Here is a 22,683-nt window from a genome sequence, read left to right on the forward strand (position 1 = left end):
TTCTTTTACAAGAGAGAATGACTACATAACGAAAAGCGAGGGAATCGACCATGACCATGAAAGCGTATTTGTACAGCAAATGCGATACATGCCGCAAAGCGAAAAAATGGCTGACAGACCACAAGGTGAGCTTCGAGGAAGTGCCGATTGTCGATGCGCCGCCTTCCAAGGAAGAGCTTCGTCGGATTTGGCAGACGAGCGGGCTTGACCTGCGCAAGTTTTTCAATGTCAGCGGCGTGCAATACCGCGAGCTTGGGTTAAAGGACAAGCTGCCGACGATGACAGACGAGGAAATGCTTGACTTGCTCGCTTCCAACGGAAAGCTCATCAAGCGCCCTCTCTTGGCGAGCGATGATACAGTGACGCTGGGCTTCAAGGAAGACGAGCTGGAAAAAGCGTGGGGAGGCAAGTAGGGAATGCGCCAACCGTCCAAAAGACTGCAAAACTTGTCTGCCGCGATTTTTTCCGAGATGGCTGCGCGAAAAAAAGAAGTCGCGAAGAAAAGGACCGTGTACGACTTGAGTATCGGCAGCCCGGACCAACCGCCTGAAGACCAGTTGCTCGAAACATTGCTCGCTGCTGCCAGACAGCCGGGCGCATTTGGCTACGCCTTGAGCGAGGGTACCGGAGCTTTTCGCGAAGAAGTGGCGCGCTGGTATCAATACCGCTTTGGCGTGGAGCTTGCGCCAGACGGCGAGGTTCATTCCTTGATGGGCTCGCAGGATGGACTCGCGCACTTTGCTTTGGCCTGGACCGATCCGGGCGACATCGTGCTCGTGCCTGACCCCGGCTACCCGATTTACGAGGGGAGCGTGCATCTGGCCGGGGCGATGCCTTACCGGATGCCGCTGCGCGCGGAAAACGGCTTTTTGCCCAGGCTCGCAGACATCCCGGACGAGATCGCGGCTCGTGCGAAGTTCATGATTCTGAACTATCCGAACAATCCTGTATCGGCTGTGGCCACCGTCGACTTTTTTGCAGAGGTCGTCGCATTCGCCAAGCGTCACGACATCATCGTCGTGCACGACCTCGCTTATTCGGAGATGGCTTTTGACGGCTATCGCCCGCCCAGCTTCCTGCAAGCGCCGGGAGCCAAAGAGGTCGGGATCGAGTTCAATTCGTTTTCCAAGAGCTTTAACATGGCAGGCTGCCGCATTGCGTATGTAGTCGGCAACAGCGAGATCATCAAGCCGCTGGCCATCGTCAAGTCGAATGTCGACTACGGCGTCTTTTTGCCTGTCCAGCAGATGGCGGTCGCGGCTTTGCGCATGGACCGGGAAGCAGGCGGCAAGAGCAGCGTCGGCCCTGTCTATCAGGAGCGCCGCGACGTCTTGCTGGCAGCACTGGCCGAGGCGAGCTGGGACATTGTGCCGCCGAAAGCGACGATGTTCGTCTGGGCACCCGTGCCAACTGGCTGGACGTCCCGCGAGTTTGCCATTGCGCTATTGGAGGAGGCAGGGGTGGTCGTCATTCCTGGTAGCGCCTTTGGCGACGAAGGGGAAGGCTACGTCCGGATTGCGCTCGTGCAAAGCCCGGAAGTATTGCGCCAGGCCGCTCGCTCGATTGCGGAGTCAGGCATTTTGGCGAGAAAAACAGGGGCATAGGCGCAGGCTGGCCGGCAAATGAGGGACGGTGTGACAAATCGGCGTCGGCGAATGGTTTGAAAGTTACACGTATTCCTGTGCCGGATTTGGAAAAAGCTACAGATATTGAAGTGAGGAAACAGGCGATTGCGGAGCATGGCCTGAGGTATTCGCTTGCGGTCGTCGACGAAAAGGTCGATGCGCTGCCGGATGGACATGTCTCTGTTTTTGGCCTGTTTACGAGAGGCTCCAGCGCGCCATTTTCTGGCAGGCGAAAAGGGTTTCAAGCTGGTCCCCAAAACGTCTGTTCAGAATTTTGTGGAGCGAAGAGGAATCCTAGAATGTTCGTCTAATTATGTATTTGTAATGGATTGTACCCGATAGGAGGATATGTAAACGATGGAATTCCCGAAAAATCTACGTTACAGTGAAGAGCATGAGTGGGTGCGAGTAGAAGGCAACAAAGCGTATATCGGAATCACCGCTTTTGCTCAATCAGAGCTGGGTGACATCGTGTTTGTCGAGTTGCCAGAGGTAGGCTCGACAATTCAACAGGATGAGCCATTTGGCAGTGTGGAATCGGTAAAGACCGTTTCCGAGCTGTACGCTCCTGTATCTGGCAAAGTAGTGGAAGTAAACGGCGAACTGGAAGACGCACCAGAACTGGTGAACTCTTCGCCTTATGAGCAGGCCTGGATGATCGCTGTCGAGCTGTCCGACACAGCCGAGCTGGACAAGCTGCTGGATGCCGACAAGTACGAGGCAATGGTAAAAGAATAGTTTGCAGACACACAAAAAGCCGGGGCATTGTTGCTCTGGCTTTTTTAGCTTTTTGGCAAAAGCCAGTCGACCGTTGCCGCAGTGGAGGGAGGAAACAGGAGAAAACGCTACAGGTACTTGGGCCTCTAGCGAGGAAGCGGAGACTGGCCGCCTGCGGGGAAAAAGGAAAACCGCGTCCAAAGTGGAGGATTCAGGGAAGCGGGTTCAAGGTGGACGCTTAAAGGCAGATACAAAAGAAAAAAGGCTTCGCCGAGCCGCTAAAGCTTGGCGAAGCCTTTCTATGATAAAACGTCAAAACCTCAAACCACTACCTAAGCTTAAACGAGCGCACCGTATCGTTCAGCTCTTCTGCCATCTTCGCGAGCATGGTCACGGCTGCGGAAATTTCTTCCATCGACGCGTTTTGCTCTTCTGCTGCCGCTGCGACGGTTTGCGAATTGCCGGCGGACTGGATGGCGATTTGCGAAATATGGTCGATCGCTGCGACGATCGTTTGCATTTCCTGGCTGATTTTTTTCATTTCCGCCGACACTTCGTCTGTGCGGGTAAGCAAGTGGGCGGTAGAGTCGGAAATTTGCTCGAAGGCGGTTCCGGTCGCGGTGACCAGCGTCATGCCTTCCCCGAGGATGATGGAGCCGTGGCTCATGGCGGAGATGGCCGATTCGGTATCGCGCTGAATGTCCGTGACGAGGCTGCTCACCTGTTCGGCGGCCGAGCTGGACTGTTCCGCCAACTTGCGCACTTCGTCAGCGACAACGGCAAAGCCTCGTCCTTGCTCCCCGGCTCTGGCGGCTTCGATCGCTGCGTTTAAGGCAAGCAGGTTGGTCTGGCTGGCAATCGAGGTAATCAGCGCGATCATTTGGCCGATTTCCTGGGAGCGCTGTCCAAGTGCGTTGACCACCGCTGCGGTTTGCTCCATTTGTCCGTGAATTACCGTCATGTGCTCCACTGTCTTCGCGGCCATCTGGTTTCCTTCTGCAGCCTGGCGATTGGCATCGCGAGTAGAGGAGCTGACTTCCTCGATGCCTTTTTCCATCAACGAAATATGCTGGGCGATTTCGTTGATGACATCGCTGCCCTGATTGGTCGCGTCCACCTGCTGCTCTGTTCCGTAGGCGATCTCCTGCACAGACTGGGCAATTTGCTCCGTCGCTTTGCTCGTCTGCTCTGCGCTCGCCATCAGTTGTTCGGAAGTAGCGGCGACTTGCTGGGCGCTGTAGCTGACCTGGCTGAGCGTTTCGCGCAAGGTGGCGGTCATCGTATTGAAGCGGCTTGCCATGACGCCCATTTCATCGGCTGTCTTGACGTCCATCGTAGCGGTGAAATCGCCGGAGGAGAGAGCTTGAGAAAGCTGGTTGGCCTTGTTGATTTGTCCGGTCAAATACTTGCTGAAAAAATAAATGACGGCAATCAGGATCAACAGCCCAAGCAGACTGACAGCGAGAAGCCGGTAAGCCAGAGCGTTCAGAGGCTTGGCAAATTCATTTTCCGGCATGACGAGCGCGATAGTCCAATTTGTGTCAGGGATTTTTTGGAAATAGACGCGATTGACGCCATTGTCATCGGAAAAAGTTGTCATGCCTTCATTTTCAGCGAGAAGAGCGGGGCCGATCTCTGCGAGCGACGCGTTGCTGTCGGTTTGCACGGATTGGACCATCAGCTTGTCCGACTGGGGATGGGACAAGTACTTGCCGTTCTGATCCAGCAAAAAGGCCCAGCCCGTCTCGCCTACTTTTGTACCCGAGACCATCGCTTGAATATCCGTGAGCGTGATGTCGTCTGTCGCTACACCCAAAAGCTTTTTGTCTGGGGAGTAAAACGGAGCTACGACTGTCGTCATGGAGACTTTGGAAATCTCGTCATAGTACGGCGGTGAGTAATTTGTCGGTTTTTGGGTCGACGCACCGATCTTGTACCACTCTTGCTCAGGATAGTTATAGGACGATGTACTGTACTCGTACGTAATGCTCACCTTGCCGTCTTTTTTGGCAGCGTAAGTAGCAACGAACTGCTTGCTCGGATCAAAAGCGTAAGGCTCCATGAAAATTCCCATGCCAACAGACGTTTCGTTGACGAGAACTGTTTTGCTCAGCAGGGAATCCAACTGCTCCAGCGAATAAGTAATGGGGCTCATTTCGATGACGCGCGCCATGTTCAGCGTCACCTTGCTGTGTGCTTCCAGTTCTTTCTCCACTTTGCTGCCGAGCACGTCCAACTGGTAGTTCATCTTCTCCGTCAGTTCCTTGTTCAACTGGGCGTGGGAAAACATGAAGGCCATGCTCATCAGAAGTACTAAGGTAAGGACAATGACTGGAAGGGTAATCGCAAGTGTCCGGGCGCGAAGACTTTTAAAACGAAACATAAAACCGCTCTCCTTTTATTGTGACTAGCTGACTAACTATTCTCTTTATCGGCGTGATTCGAACTTCTTTGCACGATTTTTAGGCATGTACCGACAAAAAACTTCAAACTAATCAGAAAACGGTGTTCAAACGCAGGCAAATCGAGTACAATGGTATGACAATTTGTTTTGCCATAAACCGATTGGTATCTTTTTGCGGTAGAGCAGCAGAGGGATTACGGGTTACAATGCGGATACAGACAGAGAGTTTCGACCAGACGCTTCTAACGCTTTCGCTGTTTGGCGAAGAAGGAGGGAGACTATTTATGAGTTTTTGTTGCGGTGCAGGAATGGTAGGTTCCGTAGGCTCAGTCCGTCATTATAAAACGCTTGTACACAATGTCCCCATCATGTTTTGTCCTGTTTGTGACAGAATTGAGGTTCATCCCGGTATTGAGGGAGAGTACGAAATTTTAGTAGAATATGCTCAAGGGGATCAGGCGCCCGAAGTCGATTTCGCCGATTTTGTGAGTGTTGACAATACATCGGAGTTGTTTGAGAATTGTACCATGACGGATGAAGCAGCCAGCTTCGCCGATGTTTTGAAGCAGCAGATTGATATCTCCTTGGATTTGCTCGGTATTGCCAAGGAGTTAAAGGATGAAGAGTGGCGCGAAGCACTCATGATTCGTTTAAAACGGTTAAGCGAGCGACTGAAGCAGTACAATAAACGCAAGCAGGTGTCGCAAAAAAGCGCATGACCTTTAGTTGACGTGGGAGGCAGTGTGAATGTTTCATTTGAAAGGCGTTCACCACATCGCATTGAATTGCAGCGATGTCGTGAAGGTAGCTCGGTTTTTTAAGGACATTTTGGAAGTCCCCATCCCGGAAGAGAATATGGTGGAAGGAGCGCCTGTCTACTTTCAAATCGGCACATACACACGGATCGGTCTCCATCCGCACGACGGGGCGGAAGGCAAAGGCGGCGTAGGGCAGGTCGATCACCTCGCTTTCTCGGTAACGAGCCGCGCTGAGCTCGACTATCTGGTCGACAAGCTCGAGGCGGAAAACATTTGCTACCGTGGCCCGATCACGCAGCCTACGAGCTACAATTTGTATTTTGAGACACCGGATGGTCACCATCTGGAAGTCCGACTGGATAAAGACGAATTTGATGAATAACGGATGGATCAGAAGAGCATCTGCGGCCGCGGGTGCTCTTTTCGTTTTTGCGCAACAGATGAAAAAGCCTGTCGAGAAAAAGTCGGCCGCCCTGACAAGACCCGACAGTGGTTCTCATCCCTCGCCAAAGGATTCGACTGAGCGAGCCACGAACCCAATGGGAGAAGAGAGGGGGACGGATTTTTATGATCGGAATTGGCAGACTGCTTTACGAGGTAGGCGAGCGCCTACAAAAGAAAACGCATTTGCACTATATGACAGCAGGCTGGGAAAAGCGGATCGGGATCGTCGTCGACGACACGCAGTCGCGCTGGCAACTCACGATATCAAAAGGCAGCATTTCGGCAGGCGTCTGGGAGGAGGAGCAGTCCGCCGATCTGATCGTCAGGGGCGGCGAGCGGCAGATGGAGATGCTGTTTGGCGGAGACGAGCTGGTCTACACCTTGGCCAAGCAGCAGGTGAAAATAGCAGGGACATTGCGCGACCAGTTGAAGCTGGATGCGATTTTGCGCTTGACGTGCAAATAAAAGCTGGCTGATCCCGTTTCCAAATAAAGGCGCCCGCATGTGCTATAATGAGGAAGAAACGATGGGGGAGGCGCAAATATGTCTGATAGCTTGGCGTTGAAAGAAACAGTCGCTGCACGTGCGCGAAACATTGACGAAACATTCAGTCACTTGCACGCGAATCCGGAAATTAGCTGGCAGGAAGTCGAGACGACGAAGTACTTGGCCGAGAGAATGCAAGCACTGGGGCTTGCAGTCACTACTTTTGCAGATTGTACAGGGCTTGTCGCGGAGTGGGGAGAAGGGAAGCCTGTCGTCGGGCTGCGCACCGATATCGACGCGCTGTGGCAGGAAGTAGACGGAGAGTGGCGCGCCAATCATTCCTGCGGGCATGACGCGCACATGACCATGATTGTCGAAACGGTAGAGGCGTTGATCGCTTCCGGGTACAAGCCTCCGGGCACGCTGAAAGTTTTGTTCCAGCCCGCTGAGGAAAAAGGAACAGGCGCCTTGAAGCTCGTGGAAAAAGGCGTCGTGGACGACATCGACTATTTGTACGGCGTCCATCTGCGCCCGATTCAGGAAATGGCGAACGGGACGGCGGGGCCAGCCATCTACAACGGCGCCGCGATGTTTTTGTACGGAGAAATTACAGGCGTATCTGCACACGGAGCAAGGCCGCACCTCGGAATCAACGCGATTGAAGTCGCGGGTGCGATCATTTCCGGGATCGGACAAATTCACATCAATCCGATGGTTCCGGCGACAGTGAAAATGACCATGCTGCAAGCCGGAGGAGAGAGCTACAACATCATTCCGGACAAAGCGAGATTCGCCCTTGACTTGCGGGCGCAAACCAACCAGGCGATGGATGAGCTAGTCGGGCGCGTCCGCCAGATGATCGAAGGGATCGCGACATCCTACCAGGCGTCGATCGAACTTACGGCCGGATCGCGAATGGTGGCGGCGGAAGTCGATGAGGAAGCGAAGGAGCTGATGGAGCAAGCGATTGTCGACGTGCTCGGGGTGGACAACCTCAAGGCGGCGCCTGTCAGCCCGGGAGCGGAAGACTTTCATTATTACACTGTAGAGCGTCCGCACATCAAGGCGACGATGCTGGCTCTCGGCTGCGATTTGCAGCCTGGACTGCACCACCCGCAGATGAAGTTCGAACGGTCGGCACTCCGCGACGGCGTCCAGATTCTCAGCCGTGTCATCGTGCGCACGTTTGACAAGCTCGGAGAAAATGCCTCCCGCTAAGCGAATGCGCTGGAAGACCCGCTCATGCAGCGGGTTTTTTGTGTAAGCCATGGCGCAGGCACCATCCAGGGCTGGCGGATCAAGGCGGGCCGCTGTCCAGGCACTTTGTCGCGCCAACTGGTCAGACCAGCGAATTTTCAAAATATCCATTCATTTACGAAAGGGTGGACATAGAGTCGAAGAACTGAAATACTGTAGGGTGGGGAAAACTACTGGGGAGGCTATTCACACATTCTCCACAAGAGATTATAAAATTATGTGGCTTATTTGATTGAATGTGATATACTAATTACAAATCGAACGACATTGAGAAAAGTTACTTTACTTGGATATACATTTTGGGAAGGAGATCGTTCACACATGGAAACCAATACGGTTCACAAGCTTTCTGACATTCTGGGAGCTACACAGGTTTACCGCAACCTGCCTGTAGCTGGGCTCGTTGAGATGGCAGTAAAGCGTGGCGAAGGGATTTTGACCGACAAGGGGGCGCTCAATGCGCTGACAGGCAAGTTTACCGGCCGTTCGCCAAAGGACAAATTTGTGGTGGACGAAGCTTCCGTACACGATAAGATCAACTGGGGTCCGGTGAATCAGCCGATTTCTCCGGAGAAGTTCCAGGCACTCCAGCAGGACGTGCTGCAATACTTGCAAGGCAAAAGCGAGCTGTTTGTATTTGACGGTTTTGCTGGTGCAGACACAACCTACCGTCTGCCAATCCGGGTCGTAACCGAATACGCTTGGCACAGCCTGTTTGCGCGCCAGTTGTTCATCCGTCCATCTGCAGAGGAGCTGGCGACACACGAGGCTGAGTTCACCGTGCTTTACGCACCTGGCTTCAAAGCCAATCCATCTGTACACGGAACCAACTCCGAGACTTTCATCGTTCTGAGCTTCGAGCAAAAGACCGTTTTGATCGGTGGCACCGAGTACGCGGGCGAGATGAAAAAGTCGATCTTCAGCGTCATGAACATGCTGTTGCCTGAGCGCAACGTTTTGTCCATGCACTGCTCGGCCAACGTGGGCAAAGACGGGGATGTCGCCCTGTTCTTCGGACTGTCCGGTACAGGCAAAACAACGCTGTCCGCTGACCCGAACCGCTTCCTGATCGGGGACGACGAGCACGGCTGGTCTGACAATGGCGTATTCAACATCGAGGGCGGATGCTATGCAAAATGCGTCAAGCTGTCCGAAGAGGGCGAACCGCAAATCTGGAACGCGATCCAGTTCGGTACCGTACTTGAAAACGTAGATGTAGACCCGGCTACCCATGTCGCCGACTACGACAGCACGAAGTACACAGAAAATACGCGCGCAGCCTATCCGGTAGACGCAATCTCCGGCGCTGTGATTCCAGGTGTAGGCGGTCAGCCAAACGTCATCATCTTCCTGACAGCCGATTCGTTCGGCGTGCTGCCTCCAATCTCCAAACTGAACAAAGAGCAGGCGATGTACCACTTCCTGTCCGGCTACACGAGCAAAATGGCCGGTACAGAGCGCGGCGTAACGGCTCCGCAAACCGAGTTCTCCACGTGCTTCGGCTCTCCTTTCCTGCCGCTGCACCCGGTTGTGTACGCAGAAATGCTCGGCAAAAAAATTGACGAGCGCGATGTGCAAGTATATCTCGTAAACACAGGCTGGACGGGTGGCCCTGTCGGTGTTGGACAGCGCATGAAGCTCTCCTACACGCGTGCGATGGTAACGGCAGCGCTGAACGGCGATCTGGAAAAGGTAGAGTACGTGGAAGACCCAACGTTTGGCGTACAAGTGCCGACCACTTGCCCGAACGTACCGGCAGAAGTGCTTCAGCCGCGCAACACATGGGCAAACAAGGAAGACTACGACAAGCAAGCTGCCGAACTGGCTGCACGCTTCATCGAGAACTTCCAGAAGAAGTTCCCGGATGCAACAGACATTGCGAAAGCAGGTCCAAAAGCGTAAGCAACGGCTATATATATGGAGGAAACGGCTGGACAATAGCGTCTAGCCGTTTTGTTTTGTCCAAGGCGAGAGCGGCCAGGCAACGCTGCCAATCAGCAGGCTGTGGACAGGGCCGCTATCACAGCTTTTCCATTTGACTCGCGCAAAAGGGTCAGGTAAGCTTCCATAGGAGGCTTTTTCAGCGATGGAAACGAGCGGATTGGATACATAACCAACACGAGGCAAGCTGCTGAACTGGCTGTACGCACCTGTGCCTTTTTTTGTGGCGCTCGGGAGGCGAATCGGGAGAAAAGTTCCTGGAAAATGCCAGGCGATGTATTGGAAAAAGTTGCATGGGAGAAAATGCTTACGTGGCCGTTGTATTTGGGAAGGTTTTTGGAAGCAAAAACGGACTTTCTAAATATAATGATATAAAAAATACAGATATGTTTCATTCCTTGATTTATAATTATTCTTATTATAAGATAGTTATTGAGAATGGATTGAGAATTACCAACTCACTTTTGTGTATGGAGGGAATTCAGATGACAGCAGTACCGCATTTGCAAATAAAAAACCTTCGCGCCAAGATCGAGGACAAAGAGATCCTCAAAGGTTTGAACCTGGAAATCAAGGGCGGCGAAGTGCACGCGATCATGGGACCGAATGGTACCGGTAAATCGACACTGGCATCTACGCTGATGGGCCACCCGAAATACGAGGTAACCGATGGCGAAGTGCTTATCAACGGCGACGACCTTCTGGAAATGGAAGTAGACGAGCGCGCACGCGCAGGTCTGTTCCTGGCGATGCAATACCCATCCGAAATTAGCGGCGTAACCAACTCCGACTTCCTGCGTTCCGCGATCAACGCGCGCCGTGGCGAAGGCAACGAAATCTCCCTGATGAAATTCATCCGCGAGATGGACAAAAAGATGAGCACGCTGGAAATGGACGATTCTTTTGCGCACCGCTACCTGAACGAAGGCTTCTCCGGCGGGGAGAAAAAGCGCAACGAGATTTTGCAAATGATGCTCCTGGAGCCAAGTATCTGTATCCTGGACGAAATCGACTCCGGTCTCGACATCGACGCGCTGAAAATCGTAGCCAACGGTGTAAACGAAATGCGTTCTGCTGACCGCGGTTTCCTGATTATCACGCACTACCAGCGTTTGCTGAACTATGTGAAGCCTGACTTCGTACACGTCATGATGCAAGGTCGTATCGTGAAGTCCGGTGGTCCTGAGCTGGCTGAACGCCTGGAGGCAGAAGGCTACGACTGGATCAAGGAAGAGCTCGGCATCGAGGACGAAACCGTTAACGCCAACGTGTAGGAAGAAGGAGGCAGCAGTGAAATGAGTGTGGATGTACAGCTCCGCTTCGGTTCCGAAGCGATCACCGAGTACTCCAAAGCTAATCAGGAGCCTGCTTGGTTCCTTGAAAAGCGCCTCGCTGGACTGAAGGCGGCGGGAGAGCTTCCGCTTCCCGCTTTGGAGAAAACGAAGATTGATAAATGGAATACTGCCGGGTTCGACCCGTTTCAAACCACTGCCAAGATCGCGTCGGCCAATGAGCTGAGCGAACTGGTAAAAGGGCAAATCGACGTGGACAGCGTGAAAAACCTGGTGGTGCAAAAGAATGCTTCCGCCGTTTTTCATGCCGTGACAGATGAGCTGAAGGCACAAGGCGTCATTTTCACTACGCTCGCTGACGCGCTGCAAAACCATGGCGAACTCGTACAAAAATACATGCACCAGGTAGTGGCGCCAGACGAGCACAAGCTGAGCGCGCTGCATGCCGCAGTCGTAAACGGCGGCGTTTTTCTCTACGTTCCGAAAAACGTGGAAGTGGATGTACCGTTGCAGGCTGTTTACGAAATCGCTGGCGACCATGCGCTTCTTTGCCCGCATGTGCTGATCGTGGCAGAAGCGAACAGCAAAGTGACCTACGTGGATACATACGTATCTGGCGAAGGCAAAAGCATGGTAGCCAACAGCATTGTCGAAGTGTTCGTAGGGGCAGGCGCATCCGTGCAGGTAGCTTCTGTGCGTTCCTTGTCCGCAGAGGTTCACGACTACAGCTTCCGTCGCGCAACGGTTGACCGCGATGGCAAAATGGAATGGATTTTGGGCGAGATGAACGACGGCAACACCGTTGCCAACAACACAACCATCCTCAAAGGAACTGGTTCGAATGCACTGACCAAATCCATTTCGGTAGGGACAGGTTCCCAGCGTCAAAACTTGACTTCCCAGGTTCAACATATCGGCACCCACTCCGAGTCGGACATGGTGAGCAAGGCCGTTATGACAGGGGAAGCAGTCAGCATTTTGAATGGGATCACCAAAATCGAAAAAGGCGCTGAAAAAGCAAACGGTGTGCAGGCGGAAAACATCCTGATGCTGAGTGACAAAGCTCGCGGCGACGCCAACCCGATCCTGTTGATCGACGAGGATGACGTTAAAGCGGGGCACGCTGCTTCGGTAGGACGCTTCAGCGAAGAGTCCATCTACTACCTGATGTCGCGTGGAATTACCCGTCAGGGCGCAGAACGTCTGATTATTCTCGGCTTCCTCGATCCGGTTGTGTCCGAAATCCCGGTGGAAGAAGTGAGAAACAAACTCCGTCAGGCGCTTGAAAGGAAGTTAGGCTAATGGACGCCAAGGAGCTTCGGAAATATTTTCCCATCCTTCACCAAGAGGTAAACGGGCACCCGCTCGTTTATCTGGACAATGGAGCAACCTCTCAAAAGCCGCTTCCGGTAATTGAGGCGATGGATAAATACTACAAGGAGTTCAACTCCAACGTGCACCGTGGCGTGCACACCTTGGGCAACCGAGCGACTGACGGCTACGAGGGCGCGAGAGAGAAGGTTCGCGCCTTCATCAACGCCCGCGAGACAGCGGAAATCGTGTTCACGCGCGGCACGACCTCCGCGATCAACACGATTGCTTACGGCTACGCTCGCCTGGTTCTGAAGCCTGGGGATGAGATTGTCACAACGCTGGTAGAGCACCATGCCAATTTCATTCCGTGGCAGCAGGCAGCCAAGGCAACCGGAGCGACCTTCAAGTTCATCCCGCTGGCAGAGGACGGGACCGTCACTCTGGACGCGGTAAAAGAAACGGTTACGGACAATACCAAGATCGTAGCGATTCACCATATTTCCAACGTACTTGGGGATACTACTCCGATCAAGGAAATTGCCCAGATCGCGCATCAGCACGGCGCTCTTCTGTTTGTGGACGGGGCCCAGGGCGCTCCGCACAAAAAAATCGACGTCCAGGATTTGGATTGCGATTTTTACGCGTTTTCTGCGCACAAGATGGCAGGCCCGACAGGCATCGGTGTCCTGTACGGCAAGCGCGAGGTGCTGGAGCAGGTCGAGCCGATGGAATTTGGCGGCGAAATGATCGACTACGTGGATAAGTACGACTCTACGTGGAAGGAGCTGCCGTGGAAATTCGAAGGCGGCACGCCGATCATCGCAGGCGCGATCGGACTCGGGGCAGCGATTGACTTTTTGCAGGAAATCGGTCTGGAAAACATCGAGCGCCATGAAAAGCATCTGGTGAAATACGCCATGGAGCAAATGCGCGAGATCGAGGGACTGACGATTTACGGCCCGCAGCAGGACCGCAGCAGTTTAATTACATTCAATCTGGATACGGTACATCCGCATGATCTGGCGACTGTGCTGGACAGCTACGGAATCGCAGTTCGTGCGGGCCATCACTGCGCCCAGCCGCTTATGCGCTGGCTGAATGTGACGGCTACCGCTCGGGCAAGCTTCTACCTGTACAACACAGAAGAAGAAGTAGATGTGCTGATAGCGGGATTGAAGAAGACGAAGGAGTATTTCGGCAATGTCTTCTCTTGATGATTTATACCGCCGCGTCATTATGGACCACTACCAGAAGCCGCGCAATCGCGGCAAGCTGGAAGAATCCGACGGACTCATTGTGAATTTGAATAACCCGACTTGTGGCGACAGCATCTCGCTCTCCTTGAAGGTTGAGGAGGGCAAGGTGGTGGACGCGAAGTTTCTAGGCGAAGGCTGTTCGATCAGCATGTCATCCGCTTCGATGATGACGGATGCGGTCAAGGGCCTGCCAGTGGAAAAGGCACTTGAGCTGGCGCACAAGTTTTCCGATATGATGCAGGGCAAAGAGATCGACGATTCCATTGATCTGGGTGACATCGAAGCTTTGTCTGGCGTAGCCAAGTTCCCGGCGCGCATCAAGTGCGCCACTCTGGCCTGGAAGGCGCTGGAGCAAGGCATCAAGCAGGCAGAGCAGAAATAGCAGTCAGGTATGGACATGAATGAAGAAGGAGTGAGCAACGATGGCTAAAAAAGCCCCTGAGATACAGGATTACCAGTACGGCTTTCACGACAAGGACGTCTCTGTATTCCGGACGAAAAAGGGTCTGACCCGCGAAATCGTCGAGGAAATTTCCAAGATCAAGGATGAGCCGGCGTGGATGCTGGAATTCCGCTTGAAAGCCCTGGACATTTTCAACAGCATGCCGATGCCGAAATGGGGTGGCGACCTGGACGACCTCGATTTCAATAGCATCACGTACTACGTAAAGCCTTCGGAAAAGCAAGGCCGTAGCTGGGATGAGGTGCCGGAAGAAATCAAGGCGACTTTTGACAAGCTGGGGATTCCGGAAGCAGAGCAAAAATTCCTCGCGGGTGTATCCGCTCAATACGAATCCGAGGTCGTTTACCACAACATGCAGGAGGACCTGGAAAAACTGGGCGTTCTGTTCTGCGACATGGATTCGGCAGTGAAGCTGTACCCGGATATCGTGAAGGAATACTTCGCGACCGTCATCCCGCCAGCAGACAACAAGTTTGCGGCGCTGAACTCGGCTGTATGGTCCGGCGGCTCCTTCATTTACGTGCCAAAAGGCGTAAAAGTGGAAACTCCGCTGCAAGCGTACTTCCGCATCAACTCGGAAAACATGGGCCAATTCGAGCGCACGCTGATTATCGCTGACGAAGATTCGTTCGTGCACTATGTAGAGGGCTGTACAGCTCCGATCTACAGCACGGATTCCCTGCACTCCGCCGTTGTAGAAATCATCGTGAAAGAGCGCGCACGCTGCCGCTACACCACGATCCAAAACTGGTCGAACAACGTTTACAACCTCGTGACCAAACGCGCGGTTGCTTACGCAGACGCGAACATGGAATGGATCGACGGCAACATCGGCTCCAAGCTGACCATGAAATACCCTGCAGTTATCATGAAAGGCCCACGCGCCAAAGGTACTGTCCTGTCCATCGCGGTAGCAGGCAAAGGCCAGCACCAGGACGCAGGTGCGAAAATGATTCACTTGGCACCGGATTGCACATCGACCATCATTTCCAAATCGATCTCCCGCGACGGCGGAAAAGTAACCTACCGCGGTCTGGCCCAGTTTGGGCGCAAGTCGGAAGGCTCCAAGTCCAACATCAAGTGCGACACGCTGATTCTGGATAAACTGTCCACGTCCGACACGATCCCGTACAACGAGATCATGAACGACAACATCACGCTGGAGCACGAAGCGACTGTCTCCAAAGTGTCCGAAGACCAGCTCTTCTACCTGATGAGCCGCGGCCTGACAGAAGCCGAAGCGACCGAAATGATCGTCATGGGCTTCATCGAGCCATTCACGAAGGAACTGCCGATGGAGTATGCGGTGGAGATGAACAGATTGATTAAGTTCGAGATGGAAGGCAGTATTGGGTAGGAAACGATAAAACGTTGTTGCCCCAGCATTTTATAAGTGGCATACGTGTTTTAAAAAATAATCGTGCCGATTCAAAATGTTCCTTTGGTGTAGAAGGCGAACTTTTATGTTCGTCTTCTTCCATTTTTTCGGCGATGGACCAGGAGCGAGAGAAGCAGCTCACTGCGCTGCGAACGCTTTGCGTGACGCGGGGTATCCTGAAATATGACGAAGCCCTCCTTCAGAATTCTAGTCTGGAGAGGGCTTCCCTTGTTTATTCTGATTCATGTTGCTTCACTAGCACAGGAATACACATGCCAGTTCATACTTCTTCAATATGTTACATTCATCAACAACGTAAATCTCCAATGGATCTTTGAGGATAATATCAAAAATGTCTCGTAGCTCCTTTGGAAGCACAATGCGTCCAAACTCATCGACTTTTCTAACAACCCCGGTTGCATTCATCGTTTATTACTCGAAACTGAATAAAAATTGAGCAAAAAAGTGGAAATAAATCTAGGATGTGTCTGAAAACTCATTATTGAGTTAGTTTAAAGATGGACGCGACATATACAAACGCTAGGAATGATTTGGCCAGCTTGTCGTAACGAGTAGCGATTCGTCGAAAATGTTTGATTTTATTGAAGAAGCACTCCACCAAGTGCCGTTCTTTATAGCGATACCAATCCACTTTCCAAGGATTTTTATTATTCGCTTTAGGCGGGATGGTGTACGCTGCCTGCTTAGCCGTAATCCAATGCCGAATGCCTTCTGAGCCGTAGGCTTTGTCACCAACAATATGGCTTCCCGTAAGATCAAACCCTTGAAGCAAATTGATCGCTGGAACGGAATCATAGACGTGCCCCCCCGTGAGAAGAAAAGCGAGGGGATTCCCTAATCCATCGACGACGGTATGAAGTTTGGTTGTCTTTCCGCCACGGCTGACGCCTATGTGCTGATTTACTTCGTGTCCTTCTGCGTTTTTTTAGCACCCGCACTGTGTTGATGAGCTTTGACCGATGTAGAATCGATGCTCAAGTTTTCAAAGTCAGGTTCTACGTGAAGAGCTTGGAAGATGGCGACAAGTAATCCGGTATCTCTCCACTTGCAGAAGCGACTGTAGACCGTTTTCCATGAACCATAAAGTTCTTCCGGCAAATCTCGCCAAGCCGCACCACTTCGGGCAATCCAAAGAATGGCATTAAACATGGTACGATTACTTAATTTGGACGGACGTCCTGTTCGATAGGGGGGGAACATGTCCTGAATTTGTTCCCACTGTTCATCGTTTATTTCGTACCGTCTTTGAATCATGCTCGTTGCTCCATTCGTTTTTCCTAAATCATACCACATTTTCTTTAGTTTTCAGACACGTCCTAAAATTATGCTAAATTTTAAAAAGGGGTATATGGGTAATATTGTAAAATTAGGGTGATGGTTAATTTTTTGAGAGATAATTGAAAAGCCAAAAAAAGAAGATTATTGATGTTGGAAATACAATGATAAAAATTATTAGTGTCTCTTTTGGATTCTTAATCGAATCACGAATAAAATTAGAGAAACCAAGTGTAAAGAAAAACGTGATATTTTCAAAAGCTTTGTCTGCAAGGCTTTTGTTTTGATCATCATTGTTTTTCAAAGTAAACACCTCTTTTGGGTTTATTACACAATATTACCATTTATTTCACTGTTAATAAATAGTAAAGGGTCATGAATAATGAAGAAAATTACAAGCACACTGTTAGCTTTATCGGTTGTAGGAATGTCTATATTTTCGAATTTTGCTGTAGTACCTACAACTTTCGCGAAAAGTAGCAAGGCTTATGAAAAAATTCCTCAGCCTAAATTTGATTCTTATAAGATTGAGTTAAATGATGGATATAAAATTGTTTCCGAAAGTGTTGAAATAAACAAAAATGATGATTTCATCGAGACATCAGTTTATTCAAGAGAGGATTTTTTTGATAATGACGGTAAATATCAAAATACTGTCCTTGAGATTTCTTCTTTCCACAATGATTTCGAGACTGGAGAGGCAAAGAATAAATTCCTAACTAAAACGGTTCATGATGAAAAAGGAAGAAAGACGTTGTCAAGTAAAAAAACTGTCTCTTTTGAGATTACTGATTTTGAAGCAGAGATTGAAAGTTATTTTGAAGATGAAGAGGGGGCATTTGATAAAATCGAGGGGTATACTCTAGAAGACGTTAAAGAAGAGAAGGAAACAATAAATAAAGAAATTGAAAAGAATAATAATTCCATTGGTTTAAAGGCTGTTTTAGCCAGAGGAGCTTTTGACAATTATTACAACCATGATAATAAATCGGGAGACTTTGAAATTCAGGCTTTGAGTGCCTCAGCACATGAATATATTAGGATTACAGGTAATGAAGATGATGGGGATAACTCTGACTCTTTGTCGAATTTCAAGAGCTATATAAAAGCTTATGAAGATGCAGTTATTACAAAAATGGATCGAGAAGAGTTTAGAGATGAGGTAAATGCTTGGGCTAGCGGTATTTCTTCCTTCCTTACTATTGGCCAATACGGAGGAGAATATTTAAAAGGACCAGCGGGATGGGTTAAAGGAGTTAAGTACCTTGGAAAAGCGTTCATGGTTGCTAAGTTAGCCCTTTGGACAACACAAGCCTATGCTTCAGGGGCGGTCTTGGGTTACTCAAATATTGCAGCAGAAAATCTAGATAACGCTAGAAAAGAATTGAATTACAAAAACTGGACGAATGTAAGAATGAAGATTGTTAGCGGATACTAAGAGTGTGGAGGGTATTTATTAGACTCTCAAATTATTACTCATGCGAGTTTAAGACAATGTAGGCGTAGCTTCCCTCCCTAATCTAATCGATGTAGGGAGGGGTGTTTTTATTTGAGCCTTTTGCAGATTTCTGAGCCCTTTCGTATCAAGCACTTGAAAAGCATAAAAAAGGACTTCACCCCAAGAAGGAGAAGTTTTCAAGCAACCACACACGAAAACTTTTCGAGGAAGGTGAAGTCACTTGTATATTCTCCAGCCATCACTTTTTTCCTTTGAGGAACTGCAAAAACTTGAATCGAAAGAACGTCTGCCCTTATTTTTTTCGGTTCTGGACTTACGCCCGTACGCCAAAGAATTGAGAAGCATTACGCCCCAAGGGGCAACGGGACACAGCCGCGAAGCGATTTTACGGTCTTTGTTGGCGGCTCCTTTCGAAGGAATTTCGCAATTTACTGCTCTTCATCTGAGACTCACAAGTGATTTACGCTTTCGTTACCAGTGTGGGTTTCCCATTGATCGACCCGTTCCATCCATTGCAACGTTTAGTCGCGTATTTGCTCAAATTGTCCAGAAAAGCGTTGCCGAGAAGCTGTTTTACGACCTCGTCATGCAATGCCGTGAAGAGGGAATCATTACAGGAACGACCATTGCCATCGACAGCACGGCGATTGATGCGTATGAAAAAAAGCAACCGAAATCTCGCTGCCAAGGAACAGGAAACGCCACCTGGGGAGCCAAGTTCGACTCCTTTGGCAATAAAATCACGTGGTTCGGTTACAAAATTCATCTGGCAGTAGACGCGGACAGCGAATTGCCTGTTGCTTTAGAAGTCACTCCTGCTCACGTCAACGATGGAGACATGGCTCCTCCTCTCCTGGCACAAGTGAACAACCAAGCCAAGGAAGTGTGTAAGAATTACGTGATGGATGGTGGATACGATCATCTCAAGAACTACGAAATCGCTCATCAATACAAGGCACAGGCTATCATTCCTCTAAACCTCCGAAACGAGAAAGAGCCACCTGCTGGTTATACGTCAAACGGAACGCCTCGATGCAGCATGGGATTTGAAATGGTGTACGCAGGTGCTGACGGAACCCATCTCAAATTTCGTTGCCCGCATGTGATGGGAAAAGTAGAGTGCCCACACGGCTCAGCTTGGTGCTCTTCCTCCAACTACGGAATGGTCGTAAAAGTGAACGTCCACGATGATCTCCGCAGATTTTCTTTGCCACATCGGGACACAAAGAATTGGAAGAAGATGTATCACAAACGGACGAGTGTAGAGCGATGCAATGCCCGTTTAAAGGAAAACCTGACAGCGAATGATCTACATGTCGGTGGCATTCAAAAAGTGAAAACGTATGTGTATTTGAATGCTATCGTATTATTGGTGTCTGCTCTGACAGGAAAGAAAGCCAAGCCATCCAAAAAAACGGCCTAAGCACTCTTTTGAAAAAAGCAGCATCGCAAAATTCTGTCCGAATGACCATCTTGCTTTTAGGCTTTACCTTATAAAAGTGGCATTTCCCACTTTACGTACCATTAAACTTCATTTTTTAAACGAAAACCTAATTTTGCAAAAGGCTCATTATACAAAAACAGCACGATTGTTAAGCGTGCTGTTTTTTTCTGAAATCGCAAATATTAGTTATATTATAGTGTAACTGGAAAAACAGGTTAGGAAAACTAAAGGAAGTGACAAGCTTGGACGCAAAGAACGCGCATTACTGGATCACTGTGATATTCGCGGGGCTGGTATTTTTGTTAGTGCTCAACTACATCCCCGCCCAAGACACTGTACAAGAACAAATCTTTGCAGAGAGAGGATATAAGATTGTAAGCCAATCAGAAAGCATCGCTACTGAGTTTATTTTCGACCCAACATGGGTTCCCCAAGCAGGAGAAAGCAAAACTATTGACTTCATTTTTTACGATGCTAACAATACTCAAATCTATGTTAGCGAGGTCAAAAATAATGGACAAATGACATATGTAAATTTGAAATTCAGCTCGAATTACAATAAAGAGGGAGGGAAGTTTGTCACTTCTACTGTGATTCACAAAGACAACGGCCAATTGAATTATTCGGGTGTTCTAATCAAGCCGCGCTTTTATGATGTGCAAAACAACGAAGAACTTGCCATGGAGTATAGCACTGGGATAGGGCCAGATGACTTGATAACGCTAGGTTTTGGGAAAAAGGAAATGGAACAATTTAGCGGGAAGAAAATAGCTGTAAAACTAAGTAATTTAAACTTGGTTCAATATCGAAAAATATAGCTTTTCAAGGAGGAACGGAATCGCTGTCTTGTCAGTGAAACAGTCGCCACCGTTTGACCACAGATGGCGGAAGCAAAACTAAACGGTCCTTTTTTCAACTGTTGCCCACCGAGATCAGAGTTTTAAAGTCTGACTTTAAAACCCCGAATATGCGAGAGTATGTTGCTGCCACTTCCTTCGCAAAGACAGCCCCTTACCAAAAAAAGCGCCAAGAAGAAGGCGCGTTATGCCCCCCTCCTGGCGCTCTCCCATCGAAACAACACTACCCCCTGCCCTGCAACCGGCTGCACAGCTCATCCAGCGTTTGAATAATTGATAATAATTGCTCCGAGGATGAATCCAGTTGGTCGGCGGACTGGGAGAAAAGCGTGACTTGCTCCTCGATCTTATGCAGTTGCTGATTGATGCTGGATAGCGATTGGTTGATTTCTTTGGAAGAAGCGTTGGACTTGTCGGCGAGCTTGCGCACCTCGTCGGCGACGACGCCGAAGCCGCGGCCGTGCTCTCCGGCTCTGGCAGCTTCGATGGCGGCATTCAGGCCGAGCAGGTTGGTTTGGGCAGATACGTCGGAGACGAAGCGGCTTAAGCTTTCGATTTCTTCGTTTTGCTGCTTGAGCACGCGCATCGATTGGACGATTTCCTCATTGTATTCCGCTAGCGTGGTGGCGGATTGGGCGAAGACGGAGGAGATTTGCAGCGCGGCTTGGGTAGTCGTTGCCAGTTCGGCGGCCATTTGCTCCATGTTGTTGCGGTAGGCGGCGTTTTCGCGCATCGTTTCGCCGATGTACTGCTCCAAAATGATAGCCGAGTCGAAAAACACCCTTTTGGACAGCGCCTGGTAGAAGGCGTCTGGATCGGGGAGGGCGTGCAGCCGTTCTGCAAATAGCCGCAAATAAAGAGAATAGCCTCCCAAAAACCAGGAGGCAGACAAACCGATCCGGGCATGCGTCGAGCCGATGCGTTGACGGCTGGCGATATAACTTTCGTCAATGACATGGCTCGCCAATGTTTCGATGTAGTCGTACTGCATGCTTTTCAATCTGTCTACCGCGGCATTGGCGTGAATCAGTTGCCGCAGGTGCGAATGCCGCTCCAGCTCCTCGTAAAAACAGTCCACGATTTCATGCAAGTGAGCCTGAAAAAACCCCTTCTGACTGGCTAACAGATCCAAATCCGCCTCTGTCAAAGCGTAAAACTCCAGTAATTCTCTCCACTTCTGTTCTACTGTAACTATGTTGACGACCCCTTTTTCTTGTCTGCTTGTCTGATATGTTTTGGTAAACACTATTCAAATTCTATCAGAAAATTCATGGGAGAATGAAGGGATTTTGAGAATGGTTTGCTAATTGGTTGAAAAAAGTCCGGGAAAAACGCTTCGGAAGCGTCGAAAAGGGCCAGAAACCGAACAAAAAAAGCGAACCTAAACAAGAATCTAAAGACAAACCAAAAAGCAGGTCATCCGAGGAAGGCATCCCTCCGTGAGCATGTCTTTTTGCGGGAGACACTTGCTTGACCGAGGGCAGCACCAGCGCTTGGCTTGTACATTCCTTTGGGGCAGTGCTAAAATAAATAAGTATGGTTGAACACGCTGCATCGCCAATAAGACACGCACGCAAAGTATGCTTACTTTTACGGGCATGCTTTTTTGGGGCGATCACGCTTGAGAAAAATCCATCTCGACATAAAGGCAACGGAGAAAGACGGCGGAGGTCCGGGCAAAAAGACTGGCGAAGCCAAGTTTTCGCCTGGGGAACCGCACATTTTTTTCTTGTTGAAGCGGGGATATACATATGCTAGTAACAGGGCAACTGATGCAACATTGCGAGCGTTTTTGGGGGAGCCGGGGAGAGCTGTATCAGGCGGAAGAGGCGGATGTGCTGATTGGCGTCTATCCGGCGTCGCGCAGGCGCGGATGGTGGACATACGTTACGCTGGAGCTGCACAAAACGGGAGCGAGCGAATGTATGCTGTATTCCTACCGCTTTCAAAAGGAAATGATTGCGCACCTCGCAACGATCGCTTCGCAGGTGATTCGTCAGTGGGAAAAAGAGCGGACGCGCGTGCAGGCAGGAGATGTGTTTATGCTTGCCGACGCTATTGTGGAGGGCTCTGTGCTGAATCACGCGGTTCTTACTCCAGCCTTTTTTGAGGAAGTCGGCTTTGAATATTATACAAACGGTACGGATGTAATCCGGTTTATGATGCTGCATGCGATTGCGGAATCGGAAGCCCGGTATGTAGAGAGCTTTGGACTGGATGCACTGCAGGAACGGTTTGCGGACGTTGGTGTCGATTCCCTGCATGTATTGCGTCCCCCTGCCATCTGAGAAG

21 protein-coding genes and 1 pseudogene are annotated in these 22,683 nt (G+C 50.3%); 17 read left to right on the forward strand and 5 right to left on the reverse strand.

The window, feature by feature from the left end:
• The first annotated feature begins 50 nt into the window (after positions 1–50).
• From M655_RS05235 to gcvH, 3 genes are all read left to right on the forward strand, one after another.
• Entirely contained in the window at positions 51–413 is a 363-nt protein-coding gene (locus M655_RS05235; protein WP_005826597.1) for an arsenate reductase family protein, read from the forward strand.
• Between the two features lie 3 nt (positions 414–416).
• A complete protein-coding gene (locus M655_RS05240) occupies positions 417–1,604 on the forward strand; it encodes an aminotransferase class I/II-fold pyridoxal phosphate-dependent enzyme (RefSeq protein ID WP_026558507.1) in 1,188 nt (395 codons plus the stop codon).
• Positions 1,605–1,982: 378 nt separating this feature from the next.
• Entirely contained in the window at positions 1,983–2,363 is a 381-nt protein-coding gene (gene gcvH / locus M655_RS05245) for a glycine cleavage system protein GcvH (RefSeq protein ID WP_005826591.1), read from the forward strand.
• Positions 2,364–2,670: 307 nt separating this feature from the next.
• On the opposite strand, the gene M655_RS05250 is transcribed toward gcvH, so the two are convergent.
• Complete coding sequence (locus M655_RS05250) at positions 2,671–4,725, reverse strand: methyl-accepting chemotaxis protein (RefSeq protein ID WP_007780223.1); 2,055 nt, start codon at positions 4,723–4,725, stop codon at positions 2,671–2,673.
• A gap of 305 nt (positions 4,726–5,030) precedes the next feature.
• Between M655_RS05250 and M655_RS05255 the strand changes: the two genes are divergently transcribed.
• The 10 genes from M655_RS05255 to sufB all read left to right on the forward strand — a co-directional run bounded on the left by M655_RS05255 (position 5,031) and on the right by sufB (position 15,314).
• A complete protein-coding gene (locus tag M655_RS05255; protein ID WP_005826586.1) occupies positions 5,031–5,465 on the forward strand; it encodes a hypothetical protein in 435 nt (144 codons plus the stop codon).
• A 28-nt stretch (positions 5,466–5,493) separates the two neighbouring features.
• The gene (locus M655_RS05260; protein ID WP_005826584.1) at positions 5,494–5,886 is read left to right on the forward strand and encodes a VOC family protein; all 393 of its coding nucleotides are present in this window, start codon (positions 5,494–5,496) and stop codon (positions 5,884–5,886) included.
• A 185-nt stretch (positions 5,887–6,071) separates the two neighbouring features.
• Complete coding sequence (locus tag M655_RS05265; protein ID WP_005826582.1) at positions 6,072–6,413, forward strand: hypothetical protein; 342 nt, start codon at positions 6,072–6,074, stop codon at positions 6,411–6,413.
• Positions 6,414–6,491: 78 nt separating this feature from the next.
• Positions 6,492–7,652: a M20 peptidase aminoacylase family protein gene (locus M655_RS05270; RefSeq protein WP_005826580.1), complete on the forward strand. Its 1,161-nt coding sequence runs from the start codon at positions 6,492–6,494 to the stop codon at positions 7,650–7,652.
• Between the two features lie 360 nt (positions 7,653–8,012).
• On the forward strand, positions 8,013–9,593 hold the full coding sequence (gene pckA / locus M655_RS05275) for a phosphoenolpyruvate carboxykinase (ATP) (RefSeq protein ID WP_005826578.1): 1,581 nt from the start codon (positions 8,013–8,015) through the stop codon (positions 9,591–9,593).
• 524 nt (positions 9,594–10,117) lie between these two features.
• Positions 10,118–10,906 (forward strand): Fe-S cluster assembly ATPase SufC, encoded by a 789-nt coding sequence (gene sufC, locus M655_RS05280; protein WP_005832072.1) that lies wholly within the window; start codon positions 10,118–10,120, stop codon positions 10,904–10,906.
• 21 nt (positions 10,907–10,927) lie between these two features.
• Positions 10,928–12,226, forward strand: a complete 1,299-nt coding sequence (gene sufD, locus M655_RS05285; protein WP_025844055.1) for a Fe-S cluster assembly protein SufD — start codon at positions 10,928–10,930, stop codon at positions 12,224–12,226.
• The gene (locus tag M655_RS05290) at positions 12,226–13,452 is read left to right on the forward strand and encodes a cysteine desulfurase (RefSeq protein ID WP_007780199.1); all 1,227 of its coding nucleotides are present in this window, start codon (positions 12,226–12,228) and stop codon (positions 13,450–13,452) included. Before sufD ends, M655_RS05290 begins: the two co-directional genes overlap by 1 nt.
• The gene (gene sufU / locus M655_RS05295; RefSeq protein ID WP_005832076.1) at positions 13,439–13,876 is read left to right on the forward strand and encodes a Fe-S cluster assembly sulfur transfer protein SufU; all 438 of its coding nucleotides are present in this window, start codon (positions 13,439–13,441) and stop codon (positions 13,874–13,876) included. The genes M655_RS05290 and sufU overlap by 14 nt, the downstream gene beginning before the upstream one ends.
• A 40-nt stretch (positions 13,877–13,916) precedes the next feature.
• Entirely contained in the window at positions 13,917–15,314 is a 1,398-nt protein-coding gene (sufB, locus tag M655_RS05300) for a Fe-S cluster assembly protein SufB (protein ID WP_025844056.1), read from the forward strand.
• A 276-nt stretch (positions 15,315–15,590) separates the two neighbouring features.
• Here the strand turns inward: sufB and M655_RS05305 are convergent, their stop codons facing one another.
• Both M655_RS05305 and M655_RS05310 read right to left on the reverse strand, forming a co-directional pair.
• The gene (locus M655_RS05305; RefSeq protein WP_081414807.1) at positions 15,591–15,761 is read right to left on the reverse strand and encodes an AbrB/MazE/SpoVT family DNA-binding domain-containing protein; all 171 of its coding nucleotides are present in this window, start codon (positions 15,759–15,761) and stop codon (positions 15,591–15,593) included.
• Positions 15,762–15,834: 73 nt separating this feature from the next.
• A protein-coding gene (locus M655_RS05310; RefSeq protein ID WP_198508421.1) for an IS5 family transposase occupies positions 15,835–16,610 on the reverse strand; the annotation gives its coding sequence in 2 pieces (ribosomal slippage) (positions 15,835–16,283 and positions 16,283–16,610; 777 coding nt in all).
• A gap of 403 nt (positions 16,611–17,013) precedes the next feature.
• Here M655_RS05310 and M655_RS05315 point away from each other — a divergent pair.
• The 3 genes from M655_RS05315 to M655_RS05325 all read left to right on the forward strand — a co-directional run bounded on the left by M655_RS05315 (position 17,014) and on the right by M655_RS05325 (position 20,352).
• Complete coding sequence (locus tag M655_RS05315) at positions 17,014–18,069, forward strand: hypothetical protein (RefSeq protein ID WP_007780192.1); 1,056 nt, start codon at positions 17,014–17,016, stop codon at positions 18,067–18,069.
• 241 nt (positions 18,070–18,310) lie between these two features.
• Positions 18,311–19,513: a transposase gene (locus tag M655_RS05320; RefSeq protein WP_025849021.1), complete on the forward strand. Its 1,203-nt coding sequence runs from the start codon at positions 18,311–18,313 to the stop codon at positions 19,511–19,513.
• A 254-nt stretch (positions 19,514–19,767) separates the two neighbouring features.
• Positions 19,768–20,352 (forward strand): hypothetical protein, encoded by a 585-nt coding sequence (locus M655_RS05325; protein ID WP_051353956.1) that lies wholly within the window; start codon positions 19,768–19,770, stop codon positions 20,350–20,352.
• 262 nt (positions 20,353–20,614) lie between these two features.
• Here the strand turns inward: M655_RS05325 and M655_RS28280 are convergent, their stop codons facing one another.
• Both M655_RS28280 and M655_RS28285 read right to left on the reverse strand, forming a co-directional pair.
• Positions 20,615–21,124, reverse strand: a complete 510-nt coding sequence (locus M655_RS28280) for a methyl-accepting chemotaxis protein (protein WP_375371911.1) — start codon at positions 21,122–21,124, stop codon at positions 20,615–20,617.
• A 60-nt stretch (positions 21,125–21,184) separates the two neighbouring features.
• Positions 21,185–21,637, reverse strand: a pseudogene (locus M655_RS28285) (protoglobin domain-containing protein); the annotation flags it as partial.
• A gap of 505 nt (positions 21,638–22,142) precedes the next feature.
• On the opposite strand from M655_RS28285, the gene M655_RS05335 reads away from it, so the two are divergent.
• Positions 22,143–22,679, forward strand: coding sequence for a suppressor of fused domain protein (locus tag M655_RS05335; protein WP_005829356.1), 537 nt, complete (start codon positions 22,143–22,145; stop codon positions 22,677–22,679).
• The last annotated feature ends 4 nt before the right edge of the window (positions 22,680–22,683 follow it).

Source organism: Brevibacillus sp. NSP2.1 (assembly GCF_000470975.2).
In the GTDB taxonomy this organism is placed as follows: Bacteria; Bacillota; Bacilli; order Brevibacillales; family Brevibacillaceae; genus Brevibacillus; species Brevibacillus agri.

Excerpts from the sequence above, each read along its gene's own strand:
- M655_RS05235 (WP_005826597.1), top strand. The coding sequence starts at position 51 with ATGACCATGAAAGCGTATTTGTACAGCAAATGCGATACATGCCGCAAA.
- M655_RS05265 (WP_005826582.1), top strand. The coding sequence starts at position 6,072 with ATGATCGGAATTGGCAGACTGCTTTACGAGGTAGGCGAGCGCCTACAA.
- sufB (WP_025844056.1), top strand. The coding sequence starts at position 13,917 with ATGGCTAAAAAAGCCCCTGAGATACAGGATTACCAGTACGGCTTTCAC.
- sufU (WP_005832076.1), top strand. The coding sequence starts at position 13,439 with ATGTCTTCTCTTGATGATTTATACCGCCGCGTCATTATGGACCACTAC.
- M655_RS05335 (WP_005829356.1), top strand. The coding sequence starts at position 22,143 with ATGCTAGTAACAGGGCAACTGATGCAACATTGCGAGCGTTTTTGGGGG.
- sufC (WP_005832072.1), top strand. The coding sequence starts at position 10,118 with ATGACAGCAGTACCGCATTTGCAAATAAAAAACCTTCGCGCCAAGATC.
- M655_RS05250 (WP_007780223.1), bottom strand. The coding sequence starts at position 4,725 with ATGTTTCGTTTTAAAAGTCTTCGCGCCCGGACACTTGCGATTACCCTT.
- M655_RS05270 (WP_005826580.1), top strand. The coding sequence starts at position 6,492 with ATGTCTGATAGCTTGGCGTTGAAAGAAACAGTCGCTGCACGTGCGCGA.
- gcvH (WP_005826591.1), top strand. The coding sequence starts at position 1,983 with ATGGAATTCCCGAAAAATCTACGTTACAGTGAAGAGCATGAGTGGGTG.
- M655_RS05240 (WP_026558507.1), top strand. The coding sequence starts at position 417 with ATGCGCCAACCGTCCAAAAGACTGCAAAACTTGTCTGCCGCGATTTTT.
- M655_RS28280 (WP_375371911.1), bottom strand. The coding sequence starts at position 21,124 with ATGCGCGAAAACGCCGCCTACCGCAACAACATGGAGCAAATGGCCGCC.
- sufD (WP_025844055.1), top strand. The coding sequence starts at position 10,928 with ATGAGTGTGGATGTACAGCTCCGCTTCGGTTCCGAAGCGATCACCGAG.
- M655_RS05315 (WP_007780192.1), top strand. The coding sequence starts at position 17,014 with ATGAAGAAAATTACAAGCACACTGTTAGCTTTATCGGTTGTAGGAATG.
- M655_RS05290 (WP_007780199.1), top strand. The coding sequence starts at position 12,226 with ATGGACGCCAAGGAGCTTCGGAAATATTTTCCCATCCTTCACCAAGAG.
- M655_RS05260 (WP_005826584.1), top strand. The coding sequence starts at position 5,494 with ATGTTTCATTTGAAAGGCGTTCACCACATCGCATTGAATTGCAGCGAT.
- pckA (WP_005826578.1), top strand. The coding sequence starts at position 8,013 with ATGGAAACCAATACGGTTCACAAGCTTTCTGACATTCTGGGAGCTACA.
- M655_RS05255 (WP_005826586.1), top strand. The coding sequence starts at position 5,031 with ATGAGTTTTTGTTGCGGTGCAGGAATGGTAGGTTCCGTAGGCTCAGTC.
- M655_RS05305 (WP_081414807.1), bottom strand. The coding sequence starts at position 15,761 with ATGAATGCAACCGGGGTTGTTAGAAAAGTCGATGAGTTTGGACGCATT.